Below are 12488 nucleotides of genomic sequence, written 5' to 3' on the forward strand. Positions count from 1 at the left end.
CTTTTTTAGAATACGACGCCACTTTCTAACAAGATATTCGCATAAGGAGTCATCTCACCTGTGCGAATAAATGCGTGACAATTGTTTAACTCGGTTTTCATTTCACTATGCGGAATAAACGTGATCGGTGTCTCCGGCATTTCTTTTTGGATTTCTAGAAGGATGTCAGGATTCTCTTTTTTGATTTCCTCTGCTAGATAAATACGTTGCACCTCTAATTCTGACAACACATTGCGTAAGACTTCCATAAAGCTAGGAACCCCTTGCGTGACTGCTAAATCGATTTTTTCAGTGGTCATAGGTACAGGCATTCCTGCATCTCCAATACTCAATTTATCAAAATGTCCCATTTGTGCAATCACTCGTGAGATATCAGAATTGATTACTTTCGTTTTTTTCATTATTTGTTCATCCTTTCCTCAATCAGATTAATTCATGTTTATACGGAATAGAAGGCTGTGCACCAAAACGTTGAACAGTCACAGAAGAGGCTTTATTACCATAGCGGATTGCTTCTTCTAGGTTACTGAAGTCTTTGGCTAATACACTGCTCATCGCGCCAATAAAGGTATCCCCAGCAGCCGTTGTATCTACTGCATGGACTTTAAAAGCTGGTACGATCCCACTAGCGCCGTCAGCAATATCATAATAAGCGCCTTTACTTCCGATCGTGATGATCACCGCTTCAATACCTAATCCATGAAAGACTTGTGCCGCCTCTTTTAGACTTTTTTCATCGGTAATAGTAATGCCTGTTAAGATCTCCGTTTCTGTTTCATTTGGAATGATCATATCCGTTACTGCTAATAACTCGTCAGGAACATTTTCTAGCGCCGGTGCCGGATTCAAGATCGTTTTCACGCCAGCTTCTCGAGCGATTTTGAATGCTTCGATCGTCGGTTCTATAGCGCTTTCAAACTGAGCAATAATAAAATCACTTTTTTGGATGATTGTTTTATTTTCTTGTACTTGTGCTACGGTAAACGCATTGTTTGCACCAGCATGGATCATGATACTATTTTCACCTTGGTCATCAACAATGATATACGCTTGTCCAGTCGCTTGATTTTCTAATGTCGCTACACCAGATAAATCAATTTCTTCTTGTTCAAGTAATTCTGTCATCGTTTTTCCTGCTTCGTCTTTACCCACGCCACCAATAAAGTAAGTTTTTGCCTCCGAACGTCTAGCAGCAACCGCTTGGTTGGCTCCCTTTCCTCCACCAGCTGAAAAAGTTTCTTTCGTATGGATCGTTTCTCCAGGTTTTGGCATATAAGTCACACGGATGGTTCGATCTAAATTGATGCTTCCGATAACTGTAACAGTATTCATCGTTTTCCCTCTCCTTTAACAAGAAAATCATTTTAACGTTCTATTAAAACGTTTTAACTCTACGAGAAGAATATAACATATTTTGTAAGTGATTTCAACAAGCAACTTTTCATCGATAAAACTAACTGTAATTGGTACCTTCTTTGTTCTTATATCACTAGATCAGTGATAGCTCATCACTGATCTAAAAAAAAGCGCCAACCAAAAATAGCAAGTCCATTTTCGGTTGGTACGCTTTATTGTTATCGCTGAACCTAGCAACGACAGTTTTATCTTATTATTTTTTTCCTGGCTCAGAAGCGATGATCGAAAGTTCTCCTTGAACTTTCCACTCCGTGATATCGCTTGGTAAGATCGCACTTGTTCCTTTTTCTAGTGAGTAGGTTTGGTTACCTATCACCAATTCTCCCGCACCATCAATAACTGTCATCAATGTATACGGTGCTTGTTTTTTAAAGGATGTGATCCCTTTGATGTCCCACTCGTAGACGTTGAAAAATTCTGTTTCTACGTAAGTGACGATCGAAGAGTTCCCTTGACGGATCTCTTTGATCTGTAATTCAGGAGCTTTTGCTGGTACTGTTGTTACGTCGACTGATTGTTGGATGTGTAATTCCCGAGTGTTTCCTTGGTCGTCTTTGCGATCATAATCATAAACACGATAAGTTGTGTCTGAACTTTGTTGTGTTTCTAAAATCATGATCCCTTTACCAATTGCATGGATCGTTCCACTTGGTACGTAGAAAAAATCACCTTTTTTGACAGGAACTTTTTTCAATAAGTCATCCCAGCGACTATCTTGGATCATTTCGGCTAATTCTTCACGTGTTTTTGCATGATGACCATAGATGATCTCTGCACCTGGTTCGGCATCAATGATGTACCAGCACTCTGTTTTTCCTAGCTCTCCTTCATGTGCCATACCATAAGCATCATCTGGATGGACTTGAACAGATAGATCATCTTCTGCATCTAAGATTTTGATCAATAACGGAAAAACTGGTTCTGTTGGATGGCCGAATAATTCTTTATGTTCTTTCCATAGATCATCTAGTTTCCAGCCTTTGAATGGGCCATTTTCAACGACACTCACGCCATGAGGATGCGCACTGATTGCCCAATCTTCCCCAATTTTATCATTTGGGATATCAAAGCCAAAAACAGTACGTAAGCGACTGCCTCCCCAGATTTTTTCTTGAAAAACAGGTTTTAAAAATAATGGTTCTTGCATACGTCAAACTCCTCTCAATTTTCAATTGCTATTATAGCATTATTTTCAGTGTAACGCTTTCTCTTGTAAATAAATTTCAATGATTTCATCCCGACATTTTAGATATTCTTCCCGATGATCGTTTGGATGTAGGCGATTGGACAGAAAAATGAAGGCTTCTTGATCGATTGGGTCGATCAATAGAAATGTCCCTGTATAGCCTGTATGGAATAGTAATGGATGGCCATCCTTTTTATCTTGTTTTAAATCCCATCCGAGTGAGCGACCACCTTTACCAGTTGGCGTATGATCAGCCAATAAGGAACGGATGGTTGTCTCTTCCAAAAAATGACCAGAATCTAACTTTCCGTATTGCAGATACATCCGGACAAACTTCTCACAATCCGCAAGATCAATAAATAGACCAGCATTACCTGCATGTTCTGCTAACACTCGTGCTTTTGGATCATGGGTCAAGCCATGGATCACCTCACCAGAAGGAAGTTGTTCAGTCGGAACGATCCGTTCTGAAGGACGTGGTAAGAATAAGCTATTCATCATTCCTAACGGTGCTAGTACTTGCTCTTCAAAAAGCTCGACCGCCTCTTCCTGGAAAATCTCCTCTAGCATCAATCCTAAAAGAATCGTGCCTGCATCCGTATAGCGAACTTCGATTCCTAATTGATCGCCTGGTTGAAGTTTCAAATAAGCTTCAATCAATTCTGTTTGTGATAGACGATCTCGATCAGGAATAAATGTCTGGATGTCTGAGGTATGTGTCAATAAGTGGCGAATCGTGATCGTTTGATTCTCAAAAGTCGGCAAGTACGTATGCAAAGGTTCATCTAATTCAACTTTCCCGTCTTCGATCAATCGCAAGACCAGACTTGTCGTTGCAATCACTTTTGTCAGGGAGGCTGCATCAAAGAGCAAATCTTCGGTCATTGGTCTGATTATAGGAATGATCTGCGCATCACCTGCGATCACTTTTTTAATCTGATCCCCTTTCATAAAAGCAGCGACGACCCCTGGATAATATCCCTCATTCATTTTTTTTAGTATATATTCTTTCGTTTTAGCGTACATAGTTTCTCCTTATTTATCTCTGGATATGCTTGTTTGCTCCCCAAGCATAATTCTTTCTTCCATAAGAATCAATTGTTTTTCTCATTTATCCCAGTATTCAGTGGCTGACATAAAAAAGCAGGAAACTTTCAGCATCAGCTGAATTTTTCCTGCTTTTTCCAACGGACGAGCAATCGACTGATCCTAGCCACTGTTCATTGGATAACATTAGTTGCTTTTGTTTCGTCCACGAACCACCATTCGATGCCAATTGCATCATACAAAGTCAAAACTTTTTGTTTTTTGTCAATGTAAAAATCGATCGTTTCTGTGTTCAAATGTGCAATCAGACGTTGCATACTCTCTGGGTCAACAACAAATTTCAAAAAGTCTAATCCTAAGATTTCATCAGTCGGTAAGGCAATCACTGGACTCTCAGCTTGAGTCAGTCCTACATGAAAATCACCTTTATTCAAGATAAATTCTTTTTCTTCCTCTTTATGCACAGTCAGACCTAAAAGCTCTGATAAAAATTCTCGTTCCTTTTCCATATCTAGTACATTTAGGTGGACTTTTTGGAAATAAGTACCAGCAGATAATTTCTTAAAGCGTTCATTTGATTGTCTTAATAGTGCTTCTTGGTCTAATTGTTCCACCGCTTGTTCTTGTGAAGTATGAGTCTCTTCATGATAGATCTCTAACATATTGCCTTCAGGATCTTTCAATAAAATACCGATTCTGCCATCACTTTCCAGTGCTTCTTCGATCGTTTGATTCGTTTGGCGAATGCGATACAGCACATCTGCCATTTCTTCTAATGTTGGAATGATCAAAGAAAAGCGATTGAGCTTTTTGATTTCCCCAAAGTGATCATTTGCTCGTGGACTTTCCTCTAATAATAACATCTCGCTGTCATTTTCTACTGTACCGAAAATCGCTAATTCATTTTCTTCTCTCTTTAAATCGAAACCAATCGTGTCTCTATAAAACTCGATCATTTTATCACGGTCTTTTACACGTATCGCAATACTTTTCAAATAAGTAGTAGACCCCAAATCAAAAACTTTCATAATTTCTTGCTCCCCTCTACGTTAAGCTTTATTTTAACGATGCTTCTCTTTTCTTTCAAGCAATATCTTATTTTTTGTTGAATTAATTCTCAGATTGTCTTATTTTTTAGCTAATTATCAGAATGGGAAGGGAAAATCATTCTATATGTAAGAAAAGCGGCGAATCTTTGATAAAACTTTTTTATCTTTTTAAACGCCGCTTTCCCATAATCCTATAAAGATTATTATAACTTATTTTATCTTATTATGAAGCTTCTTCTGTAAACTGACTATTATACAGATCAGCATAGAACCCATCTTTTTCCATGAGTGTATCATGGTTTCCTGTTTCAACGATCGATCCTTGGTTCATCACGATAATATTATCCGCATCACGAATCGTTGATAATCGATGCGCAACTACAAAACTTGTACGATTTTTCAATAAACGGTTCATCGCTTTTTGAATCAAAATCTCCGTACGAGTATCGACACTTGAGGTTGCTTCATCCAAGATCAAGACATCTGGATTTGCTAAGAATGCTCGGGCAATCGTAATCAATTGACGTTGACCTTGTGAGATATTGCTTGCATCTTCATTTAAGATCGTATCATACCCGTCAGGTAATTTGCGGACAAATTCATCGACATGGGCAGCTTTCGCAGCTTCGATCACTTGTTCATCCGTTGCATCATCATTTCCATACTTGATATTGTCATAGATCGTTCCAGTAAATAACCATGTATCTTGTAGTACCATTGAAAATTGCGCACGTAATACATCACGAGAAACATCTCTCGTATCGACACCGTCATACCGAATGCTTCCGCCTGAAACATCATAAAAACGTTCCAATAGATTGATCAAAGTCGTTTTACCAGCCCCCGTCGGACCAACAATAGCGACCATTTCACCTGGCTTCACATCCAAATTGAAATCTTTCATCAATAAGTGATCTGGCGTATAACCAAACTGCACATTTTCAAAACGAACTTTGTACGGTGTATTTTCTTCGACTGGTAAACCAGATTTTTCATTTGTCATCTCTTCTTCATCTAGGACTTCAAAGACACGTTCAGCCGAAGCTACTGTTGATTGGATCGTATTCATCAAGCTTGCCAATTGTGTGATCGGTTGAGAAAATTGTGTCGTATATTGCAAGAATGCTTGTACATCCCCTAATGCCATATTCCCATTGGCTACTTTGATCCCACCAAGCACAGCCACAAAAACGTACCCTAGATTTTTAACAAAATTCATCAATGGCATGATGATTGCAGAAATAAACTGTGCTTTCCAACCAGAGGCATATAAATTTTGGTTTTCAATCTCAAAAACTGCTTGGTCTTTTGCTGTATGGTTGAACGTTTGGACGATCGTATGTCCAGCATAGGTTTCTTCGACTTGGTTGTTCAATAATCCTAAACTCTTTTGTTGATCCGCAAAGAAAACTTGTGATTTCGGTGCAATGATCATCACGATGATCAAGCTCAATGGAATCATCAACAACGCCACTAATGTCAGTTGCCAGCTGATGGATAGCATCATAACGATGACCCCGATCAGTGTGACCGCACTTGTGACAAATTGAGTCAAGTTTTGTTGTAACGTGCTGGCGATATTATCCATGTCGTTGATTGCTCGAGACATGATATCCCCATTCGTATGTGTATCATAATAAGAGATCGGCACACGATTCATTTTTGTCTCTAAATCATGTCTTAACTCATATACCGTACGTTGTGACACGCGAGTCATAATGAACTGTTGCAAGAAGTTGAACACGGCAGAAATCAAGTACATGACAATCACTGTCGCAATGATTTGACCAATTTTGTCAAAATCAATTGGGAATTTCGTGACTTGTTGCCCTTCTTGCATTTGTCTTGCGCCAAGCATCACACCGTTAAAAATTTCTGTGGTTGCTTTCCCTAATACTTTTGGTGTCTGGATTTGGAAGACGACAGCTGCAATCGCTAAGACAAATACAGCAATGATCGCTACTAAACGCTTAGACATATAGCCGAATAACCGGCGAACAGTGCCCCAAAAGTTTTTTGGTTTTTCTCCTTTAGCACCAATGTTACGTCCTGGTCCCCCACCCATTGGTCCTTGAGGAGGTCGATTGTTTCCTTTACTCATGCTAAATCCTCCTCTCTCAATTGTGAGTTGACGATTTCTTTGTATGTTTCATTTGTTGCTAGTAATTCTTTATGCGTTCCTTTTCCAACAAGTTTTCCTTCATCTAATACTAAGATCGTATCTGCATCCATGACGGTACTTACTCGTTGCGCCACTAAAACGGTGATACTTTCTGTCATATTTTCTTTTAGTGCTTGACGGAGTTTCGCATCTGTTTTAAAGTCTAGTGCTGAGAATGAATCATCAAAGACATAGATGTCGGCTTCTTTTACTAAGGCACGCGCAATGGCTAATCGCTGTCTTTGTCCACCAGAGAAATTTCCGCCGCCTTGTTCGACATGACTATCTAAACCATCTTCCATTTCAGAAACAAAGTCTTTTGCTTGGGCGATCTCTAATGCTTTCCAAATCATCTCATCTGTTGCGTCTTCTTTCCCATATTGCATATTCTCACGAATCGTTCCAGAAAAAAGGACAGCTTTTTGGGGAACAAATCCCATCAATTCACGCAAGTTATATTGCGTCATATCAGTGATGCTCGTTCCGTTAATCGCGATCTCACCCGATTCAATATCATACAAACGTGGGATCAGATTTACTAAAGTCGTTTTTCCTGAACCTGTACCACCAATGATAGCTACGATATCGCCAGATGACGCTTCAAAGTTGATATCTTCCAACGCTAGTTTTTCTGCGCCGTGGTAACGGTAATTCACCTGTTCGAATGACAAACTTGCGTCTTTTCCAGCTAAAGCAACCGTTTCTGGTTGTTCTGGATCAACGATACCCGCGTCTTCTTCTAGTACTTCATTGATCCGATCAGCCGAAGCTTGGGCACGAGGAACCATGATAAAGATTGCTGATAGCATCATGAAACTAATCAAAATTTGCATCGCATAAGTCATGAAGGCAATCAGATTTCCGACCTCTAATGTCATATTCGCTATGTAGTGCCCACCAAACCATGTGATCGCTACGTTCGTCCCACTCATGATCAACGTCATCAATGGCATCATCAATGCAACAATCGTGTTGACTTTGATTGCCGTATTTGTATAATCCTTATTCGCTAAATCAAAACGATTTTCTTCAAAACGTGTTTTGTCAAACGCCCTGATGACACGTACACCGGTTAATCCTTCACGAAAAACAAGGTTTAAGCGGTCCGTTTTCTTTTGCATGCTCTTGAATAGAGGAACAGCAAAATACATAATACCACCGATCAAAATGATCATGACAGGAATCACGACTAAGAAAATTCTTGTCAGTTGATGGTCCTTTTGATAAGCAAGGATACTTGCCCCAACAAGAGTGATCGGTGCATTGATCATCATCCGTAAAAACATTTGCATCACCAATTGGATCTGCGTCACATCATTCGTTGTACGAGTGATCAATGAAGCTGTTCCATACTTGTCGAATTTGTCTTTCGTCAAATTTTCGGCTTTTTGATAGACTTCTGTTCGTAATTGTTTTCCTAACTTTTGAGATTCTCGTGTAGCAAAAAACGTATTGGCAATGGCGGCTAAAATACTGATCAAAGAAAATCCGATCATGACAAATCCCGTCTGCCAAATATAGTCGACGTCACCTTTTGCTACGCCTTTGTCAATAATATTAGATGTTAACGTTGGCAAATACAGATCTGCTAACACTTGAATAATCATAAAGACCGTTGCAGCGATTGCTGAGGTCAATGAAATTCGTTTGACAATTTTTAGCATTCGTTCCCCTTCTTTCTATTTATAAGCGCCATCTTTTATCCATGACAGTTTTAGATTGAATTCTGCAATGGCTTGTTCAACAGAATACTCCTCAGAGGTTGAAAATGATTTATAGGCATGAGCAATCGTTGTAAACAGTGTACTCATGACTAACTGAAACAATAATTCCATTTCATGGTCATCTTTTACTCTAAGATTGGAACGATCAATCAAACCAATCAACTCTTTGGACGCTTTTTTATGATTTTTATGTGGTGATGGACGATGTCCTTGTGGATGCGGCACGACTTTTCGTGAGGCACGGTAATCCATGTGCATAAAAAGATGTTTATAAAACGCGGCATTTTCACCTTCTAGAATATCTCGAATCATTTTCCCAAAATAAAGTTCAAAACCGATAAATAAGTCTCCATTCGATTCTTTGATTAGTTGGATCATATTTTTTGTACTATCGCTACGAACGGTTTCAAAATAATAAAAATAAAGATCTTCTTTATCTTCAAAATATTGATAAAAACTACCTCTAGAGATCCCCGCAAGTTTCACGATTTGTGCAATCGAAGCTTCATTCAATGGTACTCTTGAAAATTCGACCCTGGCAGCTTCTAAAAGTCTTTGCTGTTTTTCTTCAGGTAGATGAAAAAAAGTCTGTGTCGGCATCGTTGATTCCTCCCTACATAAAAATGACACACCGTCATATGACACCTTGTCATTATAACACCATCTGATTGTTTTGCAAGTCATTTACATTTTTTTTCATAATTATTAAAAAAAGAATAAATCGAGTAAAAAGATTTGTTTCTTCTATTCTATACATCTAAAATAGGATCATTATATAAAAAGGATGAACGCCATGATCAAATCAATAACCGTCCACGAACTCTATTTCGTCTATCAAAAGAAGGATGTTGTAATTCTAGATGTCCGAAAAACGAATGAGTATATAAAAAAACACCTAAGTCATTCGATATCCATCCCTATTACCAGTTTGCCAGCCCAATTAAATAATCTCGATACAAAAAAACAGTACTACATTGTCGGAGTATCTAACCATTCAGCACAAGAAATCACTAGTTACCTAATAGAAAACGGATTGCAAGCAACTTATGTGATCGACAACATGAAGTTATTTGAAAGTCGTGAATTAACTAGTCCTCTTTGATCGTACTGGAAAATAACTTACTTTTTATCAGTAAAAATACTTGATAGCCTTTTCTGTTTCAAGTAAACTGGTATTGTTAGCAGTAAAGTTAACAATTACGACTAAAGGAGAGAGATTATGGCATCAGTATTAGTAATCAAAGGACATCCACTAACTGCACAAGAATCACGTTCAGTTAACGCATTAACTAGTTTTTTAACTAGCTACAAAGAAAATCATCCAAACGACGAGGTAACTGTTTTAGACCTTTATCGTGATGATATCCCAGAAATTGATGAAGAATTGCTTTCTGGATGGGAAGCGCTTCGTGCAGGTGCAGATTTCTCTAGTCTATCTGAAAACCAACAACAAAAAATTGCTCGTTTCAACGAATTGACAGAGCAATTCCTAGCAGCAGATAAAATCGTTATTGCCAATGCTTTATGGAATTTGAACATTCCTACAAAATTAAAAGCTTGGTTTGATACAGTCAATGTTGCTGGTAAAACTTTCAAGTATACTGAAAATGGTCCTGTTGGCTTAGTTACTGGTAAAAAAGCACTACACATCCAATCAAATGGCGGAATCTACAATGGACAAGATTTTGCTTCTCAATATGTAAAAGCAATCTTGAACTTTGTCGGCATCGATCAAGTCGACCAATTATTTATCGAGGGGATCGACTATACACCTGATCGTGCAGAAGAATTGATGCAAGCTGCCTTAGATAAAGCAACTGCATTCGGTAAAGACTTCTAGTCACTATTAGGTAAATCTTTCTCTTAAAATGTTGAGAAAAGAAAAAGGATTTCATGAACATTCACAATAAATGTTCATGAAATCCTTTTTTATTTGTTGCAAAGTGGCTGATTTGCGATGCTAAAATTCATTAATAACCATATCTAATACTAGAAATAGCCATCAGTTCACGTAGCTTTTCGGATTGATGCTCGTTGAGAGAGGCGCCATCTTTTTTCAATGCATTAGATATATCTAAGTTCATACGGCTTAGAATGAACGGCACTGATGCTCCATCATTTTGTAATTTTTCTAGATAAGCGTGTAAAACCTCTCTAAGCGATTCATTTCCAAGGTCTAACGCTAAATCAGCTATCAATTCATTAATGATTGTTTCTGCTGTTTTGCGTCGATCGTTTCCACCAGAAAACCATCTTAGATGACTCATTCACTGTTGCTCCTTCTCTTAATTTCAAGGAATATTACTATAGTCTTACGCAAACTAAACCTTGGTTGAAATCAGATGTTATTAAAAGAAAGAGTTCAAAAAACATCTATTTGTTTTTTGAACTCTTTCTTGAACCAACTAAATAGGCAATGGAGAATCCGAAGAACATACCTAAAGTAATCCACCATTTGAATGGACGATTTAATAGATAGGATAAGCCCCAGTTTAAAAGTAGTGACAAAAGAAACGCACCAAAAATCATTTTCAACTCTTTCATGCGTCTCCCATTTTTATCGAACTAAACAGCTTTGGCATGCTAGCGTGTTAGTTCAAGATAAGATAGAAATCATTTTACTCTCGGCTATATTTCCTTCTTTAATTTTCAACATTACGAACATAGTCATCAAAATACTGGATCAAATCACTTTTGATCTTTTGGTATTCTTCTTCACTATACTCTTTGTCTTCGATTTTTCCTTGAAAAAACGGAATCTCTAATTCTTCGCGTAAACGGTCTAATACTTCTTCTTTATTCATGTCACTACTCCTTAATCAAAGTAAACACAGACACACTCAGGTGCATAGATGTCTTTTTGGATCAATGTCAATTCTCCAGTTGTAGCATCACGTTTGTACAAGGTAAGATTATCCGTATTCTGGTTGGCAGATACCACGTAATCATTTTCTGGATCTAAGGCGAAATCTCTTGGGAAATCTCCTTCAGTTGAGATTGTCTGTACGTGTTCTAAATGTGAACCTTCTTCATTCACAGCGAATACAGCAATCGAATTATGTCCCCGATTTGATGCGTAGACAAAACGTCCATCGTTTGAAATACGGATGGCAGCCCCACCATTTTCTTCGGTGAATCCTTCAGGCAATGTGCTGATTTTTTGCACTTCTTTGAATTCGCCTGTTGTTTCATCATAGGAAAGAACACGAACTGTACTATCTAACTCACCAAACAAATAGACGAATTGATTATTAGGATGAAAAACTAAATGACGTGGGCCGGTTCCTGGCTCTACTTCTAATACAGCTTTTACAGCTAATTTCCCATTTTCATCGACATCATATGTGTACACACGATCAGTTCCTAGATCACAGACAGCTAATCGTTGGTCAGGTGTTAAGTCTGTGTAATGGACATGGGCATGATCTTGGTTTTTGTGTGGACCAGTCGGTTCTTGATGAAAGACTGCATCTGTCGCCTCTAAACTACCGTCTTCAGTGATACGATAAACATTGACTTCTCCTTTATGATAATTTGCGCCATAAACCAGTTGGCGTTGCTCATCGACTGTCACGTAACACAAAGGTGCGCCGGCTTCTGTTACCGCATTCAAAAAATTATATGAATGATCGTATGCACCGACTCCACCTAACCCATCGACACTTGTTACTGTGTAAAGATTACCTGCATCGCTTTTTGCCACATACGTTGGGCTATTTTCTTTTGTCACTAACGTTAGATTCTCTAAAGTGCCTTTATCTGTATCTAATTCGATTTGATAAATTCCTTCACTTTTTCGTCTTGTATATGTTCCTAGAATGATTTTTTTTATCATTTTGATCCTCCTCAAATTAAGAATTCTAATTTATTCTATCATACATCCATTCATGTCGTTAATCAAAGAG

General features: G+C 38.3%; 13 protein-coding genes. 2 read left to right on the plus strand and 11 right to left on the minus strand.

Annotation, left to right across the window (positions count from 1 at the left end):
• Positions 1-5: 5 nt before the first annotated feature.
• The 8 genes from rbsD to IGK01_RS11640 form a co-directional block, all read right to left on the minus strand.
• Positions 6-401, minus strand: a complete 396-nt coding sequence (gene rbsD / locus IGK01_RS11605) for a D-ribose pyranase (protein ID WP_010736652.1) — start codon at positions 399-401, stop codon at positions 6-8.
• A gap of 22 nt (positions 402-423) precedes the next feature.
• On the minus strand, positions 424-1332 hold the full coding sequence (gene rbsK, locus IGK01_RS11610; protein WP_023520292.1) for a ribokinase: 909 nt from the start codon (positions 1330-1332) through the stop codon (positions 424-426).
• A 277-nt stretch (positions 1333-1609) separates the two neighbouring features.
• Positions 1610-2563 carry a mannose-6-phosphate isomerase, class I gene (manA, locus tag IGK01_RS11615; RefSeq protein ID WP_023520293.1) on the minus strand — a complete coding sequence of 318 codons (954 nt, stop codon included), beginning with the start codon at positions 2561-2563 and terminating at the stop codon, positions 1610-1612.
• Positions 2564-2608: 45 nt separating this feature from the next.
• A complete protein-coding gene (locus tag IGK01_RS11620; protein WP_023520294.1) occupies positions 2609-3628 on the minus strand; it encodes a serine hydrolase domain-containing protein in 1020 nt (339 codons plus the stop codon).
• Positions 3629-3822: 194 nt separating this feature from the next.
• Positions 3823-4677, minus strand: coding sequence for a VOC family protein (locus tag IGK01_RS11625; RefSeq protein WP_023520295.1), 855 nt, complete (start codon positions 4675-4677; stop codon positions 3823-3825).
• A 244-nt stretch (positions 4678-4921) separates the two neighbouring features.
• Positions 4922-6799, minus strand: coding sequence for an ABC transporter ATP-binding protein (locus IGK01_RS11630; protein WP_010736657.1), 1878 nt, complete (start codon positions 6797-6799; stop codon positions 4922-4924).
• Positions 6796-8523: an ABC transporter ATP-binding protein gene (locus IGK01_RS11635; protein WP_409173602.1), complete on the minus strand. Its 1728-nt coding sequence runs from the start codon at positions 8521-8523 to the stop codon at positions 6796-6798. Before IGK01_RS11635 ends, IGK01_RS11630 begins: the two co-directional genes overlap by 4 nt.
• A 15-nt stretch (positions 8524-8538) precedes the next feature.
• A complete protein-coding gene (locus IGK01_RS11640; RefSeq protein ID WP_010736659.1) occupies positions 8539-9183 on the minus strand; it encodes a TetR/AcrR family transcriptional regulator in 645 nt (214 codons plus the stop codon).
• A 193-nt stretch (positions 9184-9376) separates the two neighbouring features.
• On the opposite strand from IGK01_RS11640, the gene IGK01_RS11645 reads away from it, so the two are divergent.
• Complete coding sequence (locus IGK01_RS11645; RefSeq protein ID WP_153830068.1) at positions 9377-9685, plus strand: rhodanese-like domain-containing protein; 309 nt, start codon at positions 9377-9379, stop codon at positions 9683-9685.
• A gap of 117 nt (positions 9686-9802) precedes the next feature.
• A complete protein-coding gene (locus IGK01_RS11650; protein ID WP_010736661.1) occupies positions 9803-10423 on the plus strand; it encodes an NAD(P)H-dependent oxidoreductase in 621 nt (206 codons plus the stop codon).
• A gap of 130 nt (positions 10424-10553) precedes the next feature.
• Here the strand turns inward: IGK01_RS11650 and IGK01_RS11655 are convergent, their stop codons facing one another.
• From IGK01_RS11655 to IGK01_RS11665, 3 genes are all read right to left on the minus strand, one after another.
• Positions 10554-10850 carry a bacteriocin immunity protein gene (locus IGK01_RS11655; RefSeq protein WP_062806192.1) on the minus strand — a complete coding sequence of 99 codons (297 nt, stop codon included), beginning with the start codon at positions 10848-10850 and terminating at the stop codon, positions 10554-10556.
• 375 nt (positions 10851-11225) lie between these two features.
• Complete coding sequence (locus IGK01_RS11660; protein ID WP_010736663.1) at positions 11226-11387, minus strand: hypothetical protein; 162 nt, start codon at positions 11385-11387, stop codon at positions 11226-11228.
• An 11-nt stretch (positions 11388-11398) separates the two neighbouring features.
• Positions 11399-12418: a lactonase family protein gene (locus IGK01_RS11665; RefSeq protein WP_010736664.1), complete on the minus strand. Its 1020-nt coding sequence runs from the start codon at positions 12416-12418 to the stop codon at positions 11399-11401.
• Positions 12419-12488: the final 70 nt, after the last annotated feature.

The organism is Enterococcus sp. AZ080 (genome assembly GCF_051714945.1).
Classification (GTDB): Bacteria; Bacillota; Bacilli; order Lactobacillales; family Enterococcaceae; genus Enterococcus_B; species Enterococcus_B pernyi.

Excerpts from the sequence above, each read along its gene's own strand:
- IGK01_RS11645 (WP_153830068.1), top strand. The coding sequence starts at position 9,377 with ATGATCAAATCAATAACCGTCCACGAACTCTATTTCGTCTATCAAAAG.
- IGK01_RS11625 (WP_023520295.1), bottom strand. The coding sequence starts at position 4,677 with ATGAAAGTTTTTGATTTGGGGTCTACTACTTATTTGAAAAGTATTGCG.
- IGK01_RS11660 (WP_010736663.1), bottom strand. The coding sequence starts at position 11,387 with ATGAATAAAGAAGAAGTATTAGACCGTTTACGCGAAGAATTAGAGATT.
- IGK01_RS11665 (WP_010736664.1), bottom strand. The coding sequence starts at position 12,418 with ATGATAAAAAAAATCATTCTAGGAACATATACAAGACGAAAAAGTGAA.
- IGK01_RS11650 (WP_010736661.1), top strand. The coding sequence starts at position 9,803 with ATGGCATCAGTATTAGTAATCAAAGGACATCCACTAACTGCACAAGAA.
- IGK01_RS11635 (WP_409173602.1), bottom strand. The coding sequence starts at position 8,523 with ATGCTAAAAATTGTCAAACGAATTTCATTGACCTCAGCAATCGCTGCA.
- IGK01_RS11620 (WP_023520294.1), bottom strand. The coding sequence starts at position 3,628 with ATGTACGCTAAAACGAAAGAATATATACTAAAAAAAATGAATGAGGGA.
- rbsD (WP_010736652.1), bottom strand. The coding sequence starts at position 401 with ATGAAAAAAACGAAAGTAATCAATTCTGATATCTCACGAGTGATTGCA.
- IGK01_RS11640 (WP_010736659.1), bottom strand. The coding sequence starts at position 9,183 with ATGCCGACACAGACTTTTTTTCATCTACCTGAAGAAAAACAGCAAAGA.
- IGK01_RS11655 (WP_062806192.1), bottom strand. The coding sequence starts at position 10,850 with ATGAGTCATCTAAGATGGTTTTCTGGTGGAAACGATCGACGCAAAACA.
- manA (WP_023520293.1), bottom strand. The coding sequence starts at position 2,563 with ATGCAAGAACCATTATTTTTAAAACCTGTTTTTCAAGAAAAAATCTGG.
- rbsK (WP_023520292.1), bottom strand. The coding sequence starts at position 1,332 with ATGAATACTGTTACAGTTATCGGAAGCATCAATTTAGATCGAACCATC.
- IGK01_RS11630 (WP_010736657.1), bottom strand. The coding sequence starts at position 6,799 with ATGAGTAAAGGAAACAATCGACCTCCTCAAGGACCAATGGGTGGGGGA.